Genomic DNA, 13,633 nt, shown 5'->3' on the forward strand with positions numbered 1-13,633 from the left:
AGCCCGCGGTCTGCCCGCCACGGGGGCCTGGGCGGCGTCTCGGGGCCAGGTCACAGCAACCCGAACACGCCGACACAGCCGGGGCACAGGCGGCCTCCGGATCGTCGGTAGGGACCAACCACGGACCCGACCGAGAGGATCCCCAGCCATGACCACCCGCGACTCCGCACAGCATCCGCAGGATGACGCCCGCCGATCCGCCGAGGAGGCGGCCCGCCGCGCCGAGGACGCCAACCGTTCCGCCGACGGCGTCCACCGTTCCGAGGGCGTCCACCGTGTCGACGACGGCTACGGCGTCGACGACGTCCGCCGCACCGAGGCCGGCTCCCGCCGCCGAGAGGCGACCCGCCCCGCCGCCTCCTACCCCGCCACGCACCGACAGGAGACCGAGCCGATCGCCGGGGGTCCCGCCCCGGCCTGGGGCGCTCCCGCCGAGGAGTGGGAGCGAGCCCGGGACCGCAGGGCGGGGCGCACCTGGAGCACCCGGAAGACCGCGGCGACGGCGGCCATCGCGATCGCCGTGACCGGCGGCGCGGCCGCGGCCGCCTACGGGCTGTCCTCCGCCGCGGACTCCTCCAGCTCCCAGGGCCAGGGAGGACCCGGCGGCATGGGCGGCGGGATGGGTGGCGGCCAGGCGGGCGGCACCGGCCAGGCGGGCGCGGGCCAGTCGGGAGACGGCTCCGGCGCCGCGGGTCAGTCCGGGCAGCAGGGCGGCACGGGCCAGTCGGGGACGGGCCAGTCGGGGACCGGCCAGTCGGGCACGGGCGCCGGCGGCACCGCGCAGGGCGGCGCACCGGGCATGGGCGCTGCGGGGCTGGGCATCGCCGGCGGGCAGCCGCTGTATTCGCAGAGCGTCACCGAGCAGAACGGCGAGTACGTCACCACCATCACCCAGACCGGCACGGTGGAGAAGATCTCCGACTCCTCCGTGACCGTGAAGTCCTCCGACGGGCACACCCAGGTCTACACCGTGTCCGATTCCTCCCTGGTGAGCGGCATCTCCACGGGGGATGAGGTCATGGCCTCCGGGACCAAGAAGGACGACGCCGTCACCCTCGTCTCGCTGCAGGCCGCCCAGTCGGGGACGGGCTCGACCGGCTCGGGTTCGTCCGGGGCGGGTGGGGCCTCCGGCGGGCAGGGGGCCGCGGGCCAGGGCTCGGGGTCGTCGTCGGACTCCTCCGGGACGGACTCCTGACCCAGCCCCTGATGGTGAGGAATATCACTCTCGGGGGGTCTCGGCGCGTGCCCAGGGGAGACGCCCCGCACCCGCGATGGCGCGGGGGCTGGGCGTCTCCTTCGGGTTGCCTCACCTCGTGGGGGAGAGCACGATGGTGTCTCATCCGCGGGGCATCGGCTCCATCAGGACCGTCAGCCCTCCCGTTCTCCCCGCCTCCGGCGTCATGGGACGGGCTCGCACCCGCGGACGCTCCCGGTCCGCGCTCCGGGGCTTCGCTGCCCCGAGACACACTTCTGCCGGATCCGGAGGGCATGGATGCGGTCTGCGCCCGCGGTTGTGGTTCCCGGGGGTGCAGACCGCATCGTCTCATCCTCGCGGTACCGCGCTCTCGCCCGGCCTGCTCGAATCGATCGGGGGAGAGGGCGAGGCCGCGGCGGGCGCGTCCCGCGTCGGCACCCCGAGCTCGGGCTTCGACCGTAGGGTCCTGCCTCGAAGCCGCCCGCGAGGGATGAGTTTGACGGAGCCCACATGATGTCTGACACTTCTCATCAGGCACCGGATCGCGCTCCGTGGTGTGGGCCTGCGTGCCTTGTCGAGGGGGTCGCGATGCCGCTTCCCGTCCTGCCCCGACCTCGGATGCTGATGGCATCGCGAGGCTCGGGTGCTGCGGATGGAGCCGGAGGATCTGAGCGCTCCGCCGGATCTGATGAGCGGCACCCGGTGCCCGGAAGAGACCGGGTCCTCTCGATGACATCAACCCACGGGCATTGGGCGTTTCGATGATCAGGTCCTCACCGATGGAGTGGCATTTCGGATATCTTCCGGCGGGGACGGCTGGGCTCATCCTCAGTTCGGCGGCGACGAGGATAACGCTGGCGGCAACCTCTGAGGAATCATACGCCTGGGCTTATTCGTATGCCCTGACCTTCGCCGCCTGTCTTCTGCTGGGCGCAGTACACCGGATCAGGTTGCGCCCCTGGCATGCCGAGTACACGCAGGGTGTGAAGACATTCAAGATCACGAGGAGCGGGGTCAGGTCCACCGGTTCCCTGCGCATCGACAGACCGATGGAAGAGGCGCAGGAGGTCTTCCTCCTCGGTGTCGCGACCGTCGAATCCGTGAAGTTCGATGGGCGCGATGGTCGCATGCTGCACTTCCGCCAGGGGTTGTCCATCAGATCATGGGGCGAGAAGTTCACCGCAGAATTCACCGAAGAGGGCCGGGGCGTGTCCGTGAAGCTGACGGCCAGGCCATCCGTCAAGACCACGGTCCTCGACTTCGACCAGGGAAGATCATGATCTATGAGATCCTCTCGGCGGTGGATGCCCAGAACCGACTGCAGGGGGCGATTTCTCGTTGAAGAGGGGCGATGCTGGACTCGCTCTTCAAGAACCCCCATGCGGATGACGATCCCGTCTGAGCCCTCTGAGACAGCGCAACGCCGTAAGGACCGCCGTCTCGCCTGACCAGGCCACCCGCTGCTGCCCCAGCCCCCATCCCGCCCCGCCCCTCCGCAGTCACAGCAACGGCACAGCAGCGCCACACAGGCGGCACACACCGGGCCTCGACGCTGGTCCCATGACCACCACAGCCCCCACCCCCCAGTCCCTGACCTCCCGCACCGCGGCCGCCGCCCGCGTCGTCGACATCGGCCGGGACCCCGTGGACACCCGCGGACCGCAGCCCGTGCTGGACGTGACCATCCCCGTGTACAACGAGCAGACCGACATCGAGGCCTGCGTGCGCCGGCTCAACGCCTACCTCGCCGAGCACTTCCCCTACACGTACTCCATCACCGTCGCGGACAACGCCTCCACGGACGAGACCCTCGTGATCGCCGAGCGCCTCTCCCGCGAGCTGCCCGCGGTGCGCACCGTGCACCTGGACCAGAAGGGCCGGGGCCGGGCGCTGCGCGAGGTGTGGACCCACCCGGCCGCCGCCGTGCTGGTGTACATGGACGTGGACCTGTCCACGGACCTCGCCGCCCTGCAGCCGCTGGTCGCCCCGCTGATCACCGGGCACTCGGACCTGGCCATCGGCACCCGCCTGAACCGCAGCTCCCGGGTGGTCCGGGGGGCCAAGCGCGAGTTCATCTCCCGCTGCTACAACCTCATGCTGCGCACCTTCATGGGCGCCCATTTCTCCGACGCCCAGTGCGGCTTCAAGGCCATCCGCGCCGACGTCGCCCAGAAGCTGCTGCCCTACACCGAGGACGCCGCCTGGTTCTTCGACACCGAGATGCTGGTGCTCGCCGACAAGGTCGGCCTGCGCGTGGCCGAGGTCCCCGTCGACTGGACCGATGACCCCCACTCCAGCGTGGACGTGGTCAAGACCGCCACGGACGACATCAAGGGCATGATCCGGCTGTCCAAGGAGATGGCCACCGGCCGGATCCCGGTCAGCGCCCTGCGCGCGGAACTCGGCCGCGGAGCGATCGCCGGGCAGTCCAACGCCCTGTTCTCCCAGGCCGTGCGCTTCTGCGTCGTCGGCGTCGGCTCCACCCTCGCCTACCTGCTGATCTTCGTGCTGTGCCGGATGACGATGAGCGCGCAGTGGGCCAACTTCCTGGCCCTGATCATCACGGCCGTGGCCAACACCGCCGTGAACCGCTTCTTCACCTTCGGGGTCACCGGCCGCGCCGGAGCGGCCAAGCACCAGCTGCAGGGCCTGATCGTGTTCTTCCTCGGCTGGGGCCTGACCGCCGGGGCCCTGGCGGGCCTGGACGCGCTGGGCGGGAACCACCCCGTGCTGGAGGTGATCGCCGTCGTCCTGGCCAACCTCGCCGCGACCGTCCTGAAGTTCCTCCTGTTCCGCTGGTGGGTCTTCCGCCCCCGCGAGGACGCCGCAGCCGAATCCGCAGCCGACGCCGCCGAGGCGCGCCTCGCCGGCACTCCCGAGACGGTGCGACCGGCGGAGCCCGCCGAGGCCGACGCCGCCCGCGCCGCCTGAACCCACCCCTGACCCCCTCCCCAACCCCTTGATCCTTTGAGGAGCACCATGCTGACCCAGAGAACCCCCGGCCGCTTCCGGCGGCTGATCGCCGGGACACCCGGCGAACCGCGATGGCTGAACCCCGCCGTCGCCCTGATGATGCTCGGCACCGCCGTGCTGTACCTGTGGAACCTGACCATCTCCGGCTGGGGCAACAGCTTCTACGCCGCCGCCGTGCGTGCCGGATCGAAATCCTGGACGGCGATGCTGTTCGGCTCCCTGGACGCCAACAACGGCATCACCGTGGACAAGCCGCCGGCCGCCTACTGGATCCCGGCGCTGTTCGCCCGCCTCTTCGGCTTCAGCTCCCTGACGGTGCTGCTGCCGCAGGCGCTCATGGGCATCGCCGCCGTGTGGGTGCTGTACCTGGCGGTCAAGCGCACCAGCGGCAAGATCGCCGGGCTGATCGCCGGAACCCTGATGGCCCTGACCCCGGTGGCCGTGATGATGTTCCGGTTCAACAACCCGGACGCGATGCTCACCCTGTGCCTGACCCTCGGCGCGTACTTCACCATCCGCGCGATCCAATCCGACCCGGCCCGGCGCTTCGCCTCCACCGGGTGGCTGTTCGGCGCGGGACTCATCCTGGGTCTGGCCTTCCTGGTCAAGATGCTCCAGGGCTTCCTCATCCTGCCCGCCCTGGCCCTGGCCGTGCTGGTGGCCGCCCGCGGCGGATGGGTGCGCAGGATCCGCGATCTCGCGGTGGCCGCGGTGGGCGTGTGCCTGCCGGTGCTGGCCTACGCCGCGGTGTTCTACGCCTGGCCGGCCGATTCCCGCCCGTACATGGCCGGCACGGAGAACAACTCCTTCTGGGAGCTGGTCTTCGGGTACAACGGCCTCGGCCGGATCTTCGGCGGCTCCGGCAACGGCGGCGGAGGGGGCGGCGGTGGCGGCTCCATGTTCGGCGGCTCCACCGGCGTGCTGCGGATGTTCAACTCCGGCTTCGGCCCGGAGATCTCCTGGCTGCTGCCCGCCGCCGCGGTGCTGCTCGTGGCCGGCCTCTGGTTCACCCGCCGCGCCCCGCGCACGGACGGCACCCGCGCGGCCCTGCTGGTCTGGGGCGGCTGGCTGGTGATCACCGCCGGGATCTTCTCCTTCATGCAGGGCACCATCCACCCCTACTACGTGGTGGCCCTGGCCCCGGCCGTCGCCGCCCTGGTGGCCATCGGCGGCGTCGAGCTGTGGCGAGGACGCGAGTACGCCCCGGCCCGCTGGACGCTGGCCGGAACCCTCCTGATCACGGTGATCTGGAACTTCGCCCTGCTGCGCAGCGCCGGGGCGGACTGGCTGCCGTGGCTGCCCTGGGTCATCCTGATCGGCGGGTCCCTCACCGCGGTCGCGATCGCGGCCGGTGTGCACCGGCTGCGCCCGGGCGGCTTCCGCCGGATGGGTACGGTGCTGGCCCTGGCCGCGCTGATCTTCGGCGGCCTCGGCACGGCCTCCTGGGGTGTCGCCACCGCGGGCCAGGCTCACACCGGCTCCACCCCGTCCTCCGGGCCGGCCGTGGCCGGTGCATCCGGGATGGGCGGACCCGGCGGCGGCACGGGTGGTGCCCCCGGCGGCGGGGCCGCGGGGCAGACCGACGGCGCCCAGACGGATGGCACCCAGACGGACGGAACCCAGGGTGGCACCGGTCAGACCGGCACCGCGCCCGGGGGTGCCGCCCAGAACGGCACCTCCCAGGACGGAACCGGTCAGAGCGGCGCGGGCCAGACCGGGACCGACTCCGCGCAGACCGACGCGTCCGCGTCCGGAACCTCCGACGGCACCCAGACCGACGGGGCCCAGGGCGGCATGGGCGGCGGCATGGGCGAGTCCAACGCCGAGCTGACCGAGCTGCTGGAGAACGCCGGCACCGAGTACTCCGCGGCCACCATGGGCGCGACCGGGGCGGCGAACTACATGCTCGCGTCGGACACCGAGGTCCTGGACATCGGCGGCTGGAACGGCTCGGACCCGTACCCCACGCTGGACGAGTTCAAGCAGATGGTCTCCGAAGGGAAGATCCACTACTTCATCGCCGGCGGCATGGGCGGCGGCGGGATGGGTGACTCCAGCTCCTCCGCCATCCAGCAGTGGGTCCAGGAGCACTTCACCGCGACGACGGTGGGAGGCACCACGGTCTACGACCTGACCTCCTCGTCCTCCTCCTGACCCTGCGCACCCCGTAAGAGGGACCCGACGCCGCCGCCCATGATGTTGGGTGGCGGCGTCGGCTCCGTCCGCCGTGCGCGCAACCGGCCCCGCACCCTGGCCAACGGGAGCGGGGCGGCGGAGCATGGGAGGCGGAACCACCCGCCGTACGAGCCCCGGGCTCGGCGGCACCCCAACCCCAGGAGGAGAACCATGGCCGAGGAACTGACCCGCGCGGACATCGTCGAGATCATGCGCGGCGAGCGCTTCGTGATGATGGCGTCCGTCGCCGCCGACGGCACCCTGCAGTCCTACCCGATGACCCCGCAGGAGGTCACCGAGGAGGCCGTGGTGCGCTTCTTCATCGGGCTGCAGGGGGATCAGGCGGAGAACCTGCGGAAGAACGGCCAGGTCAACCTCGCCTTCGCCGAGGCCGGATCCTGGCTGTCCGTGTCCGGGACCGTGGAGTTCGAGGAGGACCGGGCCACGATCGATCGGCTGTGGAACGACGCCGCCGGCGCCTGGTTCGAGCACGGCAAGGAGGATCCGAACCTCGGGGTGCTGCGCTTCGAGGGGGAGTCCGCCCAGTTCTGGGGTCAGCCCGGTGGGCGCGCGAAGGCCCTCGGCGCGATCCTCAAGGCCAAGGTCACCGGGCAGCGCCCGCAGGGCTCCTCGGAGACCGTCGAGCTCTGAGGACCGACGGGCCTCGGTGATCCCGGGGCCCAGCAGAGCGTCGAGCCTGCGCCGCGGTGAATCTGCGGCGCAGGCTCGCGCTGTCTCGGGCTATTCCGTGCCGAGGATCGTGAGATCCAGCAGGGCCGGTGCCCGACCCGTCTGCTCGAGCACCGCCGCCTCCACCGCGTCGCGCAGACGACGGTGGATCTCCAGGAGGGAACGCTCCCGCCGGACCGTGATCTCCGCGTAGACGCGCACCCCGGCGTCGGTCTCGGAGACCCGCAGCCCGTCCACCCGCTCGCGGGCCTGCCCGCGGCGCAGGCTGGTGACGAACTGGGCCAGGGTCGGCTCCCGGCGCACGACGTCGGGGTCGGCGTCGAGGACCTCGGCGATCCGGTGGATGAGGCTGGTGGGCGCCTGCCCCTGGGGGGCGGCGGCCGTGCTAGACGCGATCATTGATGTCCTCGATCTCCAAGTCCACCGTCTGGGCTGTCAGTCCCAGCTCATCGCGCAGATCCTCCACGATGGCGGTGCGCAGGTTCCGGTCATAGCTGGTGTAGACGCTCTCCGGGGAGATGTTCATGCTCACCCGCAGGTGCAGGGGCCGCTCCCCGTCCGGCAGGGTCTGCTCGGTGCTGACCCGGCAGCGCCGGGCGGTGAGACCCGGGAAGGAGTCCACGGTGCGACGCACCCGCGCGGCCACCGCGGCCTGGCTGACGAACAGCTCCGAGGAGTCGGTGCGGAACGCCAGGACGGGGTGGGACCGGCGCACGTGCATCCGGGCGAAGCCCATCACCCGCGAGCGGATCGAGGGGGCCGGTGCCAGCTCCTGCTCCTCGGCCCGGGCCGCATCGGTCAGGGCCGCGAGGGACTGCAGGCTGTGCCGGGCCTGGGTGCAGTACTCGCAGCTGCGCTGGTGCTCATCGGGCGGGCCGTCCAGGGTGGCCCAGATCGAGTCGATGGGGCGCCCGCAGCCCAGCAGCTCCTCACCCTCGTCGGGCGCGGCGGGGTCCGAGGGGCCGACGACATGTGGTTCCGGGGCGGCGGGGCCCGTGCCGGACCGCTGCCGTTCGGGGTCGACGTCCTGGTGCTGGCTGCTCATCGCCACGCCTCCATTCCTTGCGCCAGATTCTTCCGGGTGCGGGCCAACCGGCCCCGGACCACGGTTTCGCTGACTCCGAGCGTCTCTGCCAGTTGATTGTAGGAGTACCCGTGCAGCTCCCGGAGGATCCATACCAGCCGCTGATCCTCGGGGAGGGTCTGCAGCAGCCGGTTCAGCTGATCCATCCCGGCCCGGCTCTCCGCCCGGCGGTGCGGGTCCTCCCCGGCCGCCGCCGAGGGGATGCGCTCCAGGGTCTCGTCCTCCACCGCCTGGGTGCCGCGGCGGGAGTCGCTGCGGATCGCATCCTTGCAGCGGTTGGCCCCGATGCGCAGCAGCCAGGTGGGGAAGGTGACCGGCTCCCGGAGGGTCTCCAGCTTCTGCCACGCGTAGATCAGGGTTTCCTGGGTGACGTCCTCCGCTTCGGATCGGTCCCCGAGCATGCGGTAGGCCATGCGGAACAGGGAGGTCTCGTAGCGGATGACCAGGGACTCGAAGGCCTCCAGGTCTCCGTCCTGGGCGCGCTCCCCGACCGTTGCGAGGTCCATGTCCTCGAGGTCGGGCCCTGCGGGCTCGTGCCGGACCATGCCGTGGTTCCCCTCCGTTCGTCGGTGGTCGCTGCTGCTCGGTGGCCGTGTCCGGGGATTCCGCGGGGTCGCGGGCCGGGCGGCTGCCCTCCCCAGGGTACGTGACGCATCTGACGTCGCCCCTCGGGGTTCTCCCCCGGCGTACTCCTCACAATCCCGGTCCGACTGGGGACGATGCGGTCCTCCGGGCTCCCGCGGGGAGGCCCGCGGGCACCCCTCCGGGAAGCCGCCGGAAAAAAATCTCGAGAACCTGCGTGAGGATTCCGCACGGGCGGCGTCTGTACTGGTGACCGTCGCCGATGGCGGTCATGAGGAAGGAGTCATCGACATGGCCAACACCAACGACATCAAGTCCACCACCTCCTCTGCTCAGCAGAACGGGCAGCGCTCCGAGGACAAGGGGGCCAACAACAGCCCGCTGCAGACCTCGCAGGGCACCACGACCATCAACGACACCGTGGTCGCCAAGCTGGCCGGCATCGCCGCCCGCGAGGTCGGTGGGGTGTACAAGATGGGCAACGCCGCCCGTCGCGCCTTCGACGCCGTCTCCGAGCGGATCCCCGGCGCCCAGACCTCCGTCTCCGGCGGCGTGTCCGTGGAGAAGGGCGAGCGCCAGGCCGCGGTGGACCTGTCCATCATCATCGAGTTCGGCGCCTCCGTCGTGGACGTCGCCCGCTCCATCCGCCGCAACGTCATCTCCACCGTGGAGCAGGCCACCGGCCTGGAGGTCGTCGAGGTCAACATCAACGTGACCGACGTGCACCTGCCCGAGGAGAACGACGACAACGAGGACGAGGGCAAGCAGCTCCAGTAGTCCTCCCCGCCACCCCAGCGGGGGCGGCATCCCCACCGGCCGCGCCGACGCGCCGCGAACCACCCGCACAGCTCCGATCCGTCGGACCTTCGCGGGGCGCGGCGGCGCGGCCCTCTGGACACTCATCTCTAAGGATTCATCATGAACACCACTCGTTTCGGTCTGCTCGTGGGCCTGGTCCTCGGCATCGTCGCCGCCTTCGGGACCTTCTCCATGTTCCTGATCGTGGTGCTCTTCGGCGCGATCGGCCTGGTGGTCGGTCTGGTGCTCGAAGGCCGCCTGGACCTGCGCTCCCTGATGGGCAAGTCCTCCGACCGGAGGTGACCCATGGCTGAGACCACCACCGCGGGCCGCCGCGCCGCCGACGCGCAGGCCCCAGCGCCCGACGAGCGGGGACGCACCGTCCTCGCCGAGCGCGTGATCGAGAAGATCGCCGCGCAGATCGCCTCCGAGCAGCCCCACATCGGGGGCACCTCGGGTGGGGTCCTGGGCATCGGCAAGCAGGAGAGCCTCTCCGCCCGCCCCTCCGTCAAGGTGGAGCTGACCGGGCGGATCGCGACCCTGGCCCTGGAGGTCGGCGTGCGCTACCCCGCACCCATCCGCCAGGTCACCGAGGACCTGCGCGAGACCCTGCGCCGGCGCGTCAGCGAGGCCACCGGCGTGCAGATCCGCCAGGTCGACATCCGCGTGGGCTACCTGCAGCCGCGCACCGAACAGGGAAGGAGGGAGCTGCTGTGAAGGGAATGCGCCAACGTCCCACCCGGCTGACCCCCGTCATCGTCACCTGCGTGGTGCTGCTCGCCCTCGGCGCGCTGCTGATCTGGCTGTCCGTGGACCAGCTGAGCTCCGGACGCTGGATGCCGCAGGTCGACGACGCCGTGGACGGCGCCTCCGGGCTGGCCTGGGATTCCCCGGTCGGCTGGACCGTCGCCGTGATCCTGGTGCTGCTGGGTCTGGTGCTGCTGATCGGGGCGATCGTGCCCGGTCGCCACCACGCCGCCCGGCTGAGCCTGCCCGTGGCGGAATCGGTCGCCGTGGACGGGAGCACCGAGGCCGTGATCACCAACAAGTCCCTGGCGGGGCTGGCCTCCGCCGAGGCCTCGCTGGTGGACGGCGTCACCAAGGTCAGCTCCTCCGCGGATCCGCGCTCCGTGATCGTGCAGATCACCACCCCGCTGCGCGAGCACCGGGACATCGTGGAGGAGGTCCGCGGCAGCGTCCAGCGTCGGCTGTCCGAGGCCGGGGTGACCCCCGTGCCGAAGGTCCGCGTGCGGGCCGTGACGAAGGAGATGTCATGAGGAAGAGAGCAGGCGCGCTGAACCGCGCGTGGCTGGCCGTGATCGGCCTCGTCCTGCTGCTGGCCGGGGCCTTCTGGATCCTGACCGCCGCCGGTCTCGTCTCCTCCTGGGGACTGAACGGCTTCGACGCCGGATCCCAGCCCCTGCAGGGGGCCTCGGACGTGCTGGGGCAGCAGTGGCTGCCCGGCGCGGCCCTGGCCGCGGGGATCGTGCTGGTGCTGCTGGCCGTGTGGTGGCTGGCCGCCCAGACCCCCCGCAAGCAGGAGGCCTCCCCACTGCAGCTGCACCGGGACGCCCGCCAGGGCACCACCGTGATGCCGGCGTCGGCCGTCACGGATGCCCTGGAGCAGCGGGTCGAGGACCTGGAGCATGTGACCCGGGCCAAGGCCGTGCTGCGCGGCACGGCCCGCGCCCCCGAGCTGGCCTTGGACGTCACCGCCAATGAGCGGGTGGACGTGCAGGAGCTGTTGGGCGCCATCCAGCAGGAGATCCTGCCGGAGGCCGCCCAGGCGCTGGAGCAGCGCTTCACGAATCTCGGCGTGCAGGTGTCGGTCTCCCGGGAGACGGCCAAGCGCCATCAGGTCGTGGTCGCCTAGCCGGCGCACCCGGATCCGGGTGCCGTCAGCTGGGGATCCGCCCGGCAGGGCGGAGCCGACCATGGGGCCGACCATAGGGGGTGGTCGACCGCGGCGGTGCCGCGGGCCTTCGGAGGAGGGTCCGCACCGCCACGGAGGGGCCGTTCCCGCGTCGTCATCGACGGCGTGGGAACGGCCCCTCCTTTTTCTCTGCGCGCAAGCCCGCGGTCTCAGCCGCCCGCGGGCAGGCGCACCGTGCTGGTCAGGGCCGTCAGGCACGGGGTGCGCGGGGTGGAGCCGAAGCCGAACTGCGGGGCCGGGTCCACCGGCGCCAGGGGTCCGGCGTCGCGCCCGCGCCACCGGACCCGGGAGTCGGCGATCCGGTGCAGGTCCGCGGCCGCGTACCACTCGGTGCGCCCGTTCCCGGCGGTGCCCAGGGTGCGCACCCCGGGCAGGAGCCGGCGGGCGACGGCGTCGGTGATCCCGGCGAAGCTGCGGGAGCGGCCCACCGGCCCCGGCACGGCGCGCAGCAGCAGCCCCAGGGGGTCCCGGGCCCCGACGGCGAAGTTCCACTCCAGGGGCCCGGCCGAAACCTCCCACCGGGAGGCCCGCCCCGTCCCGGTGCGCGCCAGGCGCACGGGCAGGACGCGGGCGTCGTCGAAGGTGTAGGTGGCGCTCACGAAGTCCCGGACCCACGGGTCCGGGGCCAGCAGCTGGCGGGTGCCGTCCGGGTGGGCGAGCATGACGTCGGCGAAGGGTCCGTGGGGCGTGGTGTGCCAGGCTCCCAGGACCAGGCGCAGCCCCGAGGCGGTGCCGACCCCGGCTATGTGGCCGGTGAAGCGCTGATCGCGGTGCATGGAGCCCATCCTGTCACCATCGATGTGGAAGCCGGCACCGAGTGAGCACGGGGCCGACCCGGTGCCGGTTCAGCGGCGGGTCGGCTCCCGGGTCGGCGTCGGCTCAGCGCCGCGGCCCGGGCAGGCCGGTGCGCCGCCCGGTGGCCGCCGTCCACACGGCCCCGCCCAGGGTCACCGCGCCCGCGCAGATCAGGGCCGCCGGCAGGCTGGCGATGCTCAGCAGCGCGGAGACCAGGGCGGGTCCGCCCAGCTGTCCGGCATTGGTGAACACCGCCCACACCCCGAGGAACCGGGCCCGGCCGACCGCGGGGCTCAGGTCCGCCCCGATCGTCATGTTCACCCCGGCGCCCAGGCCGTTGCCCACCGCCATCACGACGACGGCCGCGACCAGCCCCGCCACCGTGGGCACGGCGCCCATCAGCACGAAGCCCGCGCCGAACACGGCCAGGCACGCGGTGAGCACCGCGACCCGGCCCAGCCGGTCCTTCAGGTACCCGCCGGGGAACATCAGCACCAGCTCGATCGCCGCGCCCACCGCCACCAGCAGGGAGATCCCGGATTCGTGCAGCCCGATGGACGCGCCCCACAGCTGCACCATCAGCGGCTGCAGCACCCGGGCCACGGCCAGCACCAGGATCCCGATCCCGGCCAGCCAGACCGCGTGCCAGTCCACCGCCAGGGCCCGCAGGGACGGGCGCGGGCTCGCCGGTGCGGGCTCGGCCCGTTCGGCCAAATCCGCGGCCGCCTCGGCGGGTCCCTCGGGTTCGGCGGCCCCCGTGGCCGCCCCGATCTCCGGGACCGGCTCCTCCGTACCCGCGCGGGAGGAGCGGGCCGCGGCGTCGTCGAAGCCGCGGTTCAGGGCCGGGATGTTCAGGATGACCACGGCCAGCACCGCGCACAGGCAGGAGAACACGTACACGGACCACAGCGGCAGCCACACCAGCAGCGCCGCGCTGATCAGCGGGCCCAGCAGGTTGCCCACCCGCATGGTCCCGCCCAGGGCGGTCATGGCCTTGCCCAGGTGGGCCGGGGGCATGTGCTCGGCGACCACCGCCTGCCGGGCCAGGCGCCAGATGTCCTCCACGGGGGCGCGCAGCAGCAGCAGGACGATGTACAGGGTCAGGGCCAGCGGCTGGGCCAGGGGAGCGGCCAGCGCGAACACCGTCAGGGCGGTGACGACGACGGCCGCGACCGTGCCCAGGGTCATCGCCCGGCGGTCCCCGACCCGGTCGATGAGGATGCCCACCGGGACCGTGAAGATCAGGGAGACCGCGCCCATCAGGGTCACGGTGCCGCTGGCCAGGGCGTTGCCGGCCCCCAGCTGCAGCGCGGCCAGCACGTACACCGGGATCGTCGCCCCGATGCCGATGGAGAACAGCAGGGACGGGACGAGGACCGGCCAGAGGATCGGCTTCAGCACGGGCGGC

General features: G+C 72.2%; 15 protein-coding genes. 10 read left to right on the top strand and 5 right to left on the bottom strand.

Translation table 11 applies throughout. The annotated features are described in order from the left end of the window. Positions 1-148: 148 nt before the first annotated feature. From I6G21_RS04220 to I6G21_RS04240, 5 genes are all read left to right on the top strand, one after another. A complete protein-coding gene (locus I6G21_RS04220) occupies positions 149-1,195 on the top strand; it encodes a hypothetical protein (protein WP_100463506.1) in 1,047 nt (348 codons plus the stop codon). Between the two features lie 779 nt (positions 1,196-1,974). After that, positions 1,975-2,475, top strand: coding sequence for a hypothetical protein (locus tag I6G21_RS04225; protein ID WP_061225116.1), 501 nt, complete (start codon positions 1,975-1,977; stop codon positions 2,473-2,475). 280 nt (positions 2,476-2,755) lie between these two features. Then, positions 2,756-4,126 (top strand): bifunctional glycosyltransferase family 2/GtrA family protein, encoded by a 1,371-nt coding sequence (locus tag I6G21_RS04230; RefSeq protein ID WP_081101453.1) that lies wholly within the window; start codon positions 2,756-2,758, stop codon positions 4,124-4,126. 48 nt (positions 4,127-4,174) lie between these two features. Further along, the gene (locus I6G21_RS04235) at positions 4,175-6,322 is read left to right on the top strand and encodes a glycosyltransferase family 39 protein (RefSeq protein ID WP_058743661.1); all 2,148 of its coding nucleotides are present in this window, start codon (positions 4,175-4,177) and stop codon (positions 6,320-6,322) included. 192 nt (positions 6,323-6,514) lie between these two features. Then, the gene (locus I6G21_RS04240) at positions 6,515-6,994 is read left to right on the top strand and encodes a pyridoxamine 5'-phosphate oxidase family protein (protein WP_129358053.1); all 480 of its coding nucleotides are present in this window, start codon (positions 6,515-6,517) and stop codon (positions 6,992-6,994) included. A gap of 90 nt (positions 6,995-7,084) precedes the next feature. Here I6G21_RS04240 and I6G21_RS04245 read toward each other — a convergent pair whose 3' ends face one another. From I6G21_RS04245 to I6G21_RS04255, 3 genes are read right to left on the bottom strand one after another with little or no spacing between them, the layout of a single operon-like run. After that, complete coding sequence (locus tag I6G21_RS04245) at positions 7,085-7,432, bottom strand: hypothetical protein (protein WP_058731714.1); 348 nt, start codon at positions 7,430-7,432, stop codon at positions 7,085-7,087. After that, positions 7,419-8,078 (bottom strand): hypothetical protein, encoded by a 660-nt coding sequence (locus I6G21_RS04250; protein WP_129358054.1) that lies wholly within the window; start codon positions 8,076-8,078, stop codon positions 7,419-7,421. Before I6G21_RS04250 ends, I6G21_RS04245 begins: the two co-directional genes overlap by 14 nt. Next, positions 8,075-8,662, bottom strand: coding sequence for an RNA polymerase sigma factor (locus tag I6G21_RS04255; protein WP_058731712.1), 588 nt, complete (start codon positions 8,660-8,662; stop codon positions 8,075-8,077). Before I6G21_RS04255 ends, I6G21_RS04250 begins: the two co-directional genes overlap by 4 nt. A 328-nt stretch (positions 8,663-8,990) precedes the next feature. Between I6G21_RS04255 and I6G21_RS04260 the strand changes: the two genes are divergently transcribed. The 5 genes from I6G21_RS04260 (at position 8,991) to I6G21_RS04280 (ending at position 11,370) form a co-directional block, all read left to right on the top strand. Beyond that, positions 8,991-9,476: an Asp23/Gls24 family envelope stress response protein gene (locus I6G21_RS04260; protein ID WP_058731711.1), complete on the top strand. Its 486-nt coding sequence runs from the start codon at positions 8,991-8,993 to the stop codon at positions 9,474-9,476. Positions 9,477-9,617: 141 nt separating this feature from the next. Next, positions 9,618-9,800 (top strand): hypothetical protein, encoded by a 183-nt coding sequence (locus tag I6G21_RS04265; protein WP_058731710.1) that lies wholly within the window; start codon positions 9,618-9,620, stop codon positions 9,798-9,800. A 3-nt stretch (positions 9,801-9,803) separates the two neighbouring features. Continuing rightward, positions 9,804-10,214: an Asp23/Gls24 family envelope stress response protein gene (locus tag I6G21_RS04270; protein ID WP_081046368.1), complete on the top strand. Its 411-nt coding sequence runs from the start codon at positions 9,804-9,806 to the stop codon at positions 10,212-10,214. Positions 10,215-10,219: 5 nt separating this feature from the next. After that, a complete protein-coding gene (locus tag I6G21_RS04275) occupies positions 10,220-10,774 on the top strand; it encodes a DUF6286 domain-containing protein (RefSeq protein ID WP_058731709.1) in 555 nt (184 codons plus the stop codon). Continuing rightward, positions 10,771-11,370: an Asp23/Gls24 family envelope stress response protein gene (locus I6G21_RS04280; RefSeq protein ID WP_058731708.1), complete on the top strand. Its 600-nt coding sequence runs from the start codon at positions 10,771-10,773 to the stop codon at positions 11,368-11,370. Before I6G21_RS04275 ends, I6G21_RS04280 begins: the two co-directional genes overlap by 4 nt. A gap of 209 nt (positions 11,371-11,579) precedes the next feature. Here the strand turns inward: I6G21_RS04280 and I6G21_RS04285 are convergent, their stop codons facing one another. Both I6G21_RS04285 and I6G21_RS04290 read right to left on the bottom strand, forming a co-directional pair. Beyond that, complete coding sequence (locus I6G21_RS04285) at positions 11,580-12,206, bottom strand: hypothetical protein (protein ID WP_100463510.1); 627 nt, start codon at positions 12,204-12,206, stop codon at positions 11,580-11,582. Between the two features lie 103 nt (positions 12,207-12,309). Continuing rightward, complete coding sequence (locus tag I6G21_RS04290) at positions 12,310-13,626, bottom strand: MFS transporter (RefSeq protein ID WP_100463511.1); 1,317 nt, start codon at positions 13,624-13,626, stop codon at positions 12,310-12,312. Positions 13,627-13,633 lie beyond the last annotated feature (7 nt).

Source organism: Rothia kristinae, from assembly GCF_016028855.1.
GTDB classification, from domain to species: domain Bacteria; phylum Actinomycetota; class Actinomycetes; order Actinomycetales; family Micrococcaceae; genus Rothia; species Rothia kristinae.

What these genes read in the sequence shown, in the direction of transcription:
- I6G21_RS04235 (WP_058743661.1), top strand. Translation starts at nt 4,175, where the DNA reads ATGCTGACCCAGAGAACCCCCGGCCGCTTCCGGCGGCTGATCGCCGGG.
- I6G21_RS04265 (WP_058731710.1), top strand. Translation starts at nt 9,618, where the DNA reads ATGAACACCACTCGTTTCGGTCTGCTCGTGGGCCTGGTCCTCGGCATC.
- I6G21_RS04255 (WP_058731712.1), bottom strand. Translation starts at nt 8,662, where the DNA reads ATGGTCCGGCACGAGCCCGCAGGGCCCGACCTCGAGGACATGGACCTC.
- I6G21_RS04280 (WP_058731708.1), top strand. Translation starts at nt 10,771, where the DNA reads ATGAGGAAGAGAGCAGGCGCGCTGAACCGCGCGTGGCTGGCCGTGATC.
- I6G21_RS04285 (WP_100463510.1), bottom strand. Translation starts at nt 12,206, where the DNA reads ATGCACCGCGATCAGCGCTTCACCGGCCACATAGCCGGGGTCGGCACC.
- I6G21_RS04260 (WP_058731711.1), top strand. Translation starts at nt 8,991, where the DNA reads ATGGCCAACACCAACGACATCAAGTCCACCACCTCCTCTGCTCAGCAG.
- I6G21_RS04250 (WP_129358054.1), bottom strand. Translation starts at nt 8,078, where the DNA reads ATGAGCAGCCAGCACCAGGACGTCGACCCCGAACGGCAGCGGTCCGGC.
- I6G21_RS04220 (WP_100463506.1), top strand. Translation starts at nt 149, where the DNA reads ATGACCACCCGCGACTCCGCACAGCATCCGCAGGATGACGCCCGCCGA.
- I6G21_RS04240 (WP_129358053.1), top strand. Translation starts at nt 6,515, where the DNA reads ATGGCCGAGGAACTGACCCGCGCGGACATCGTCGAGATCATGCGCGGC.
- I6G21_RS04270 (WP_081046368.1), top strand. Translation starts at nt 9,804, where the DNA reads ATGGCTGAGACCACCACCGCGGGCCGCCGCGCCGCCGACGCGCAGGCC.
- I6G21_RS04225 (WP_061225116.1), top strand. Translation starts at nt 1,975, where the DNA reads ATGGAGTGGCATTTCGGATATCTTCCGGCGGGGACGGCTGGGCTCATC.
- I6G21_RS04245 (WP_058731714.1), bottom strand. Translation starts at nt 7,432, where the DNA reads ATGATCGCGTCTAGCACGGCCGCCGCCCCCCAGGGGCAGGCGCCCACC.
- I6G21_RS04275 (WP_058731709.1), top strand. Translation starts at nt 10,220, where the DNA reads ATGCGCCAACGTCCCACCCGGCTGACCCCCGTCATCGTCACCTGCGTG.
- I6G21_RS04230 (WP_081101453.1), top strand. Translation starts at nt 2,756, where the DNA reads ATGACCACCACAGCCCCCACCCCCCAGTCCCTGACCTCCCGCACCGCG.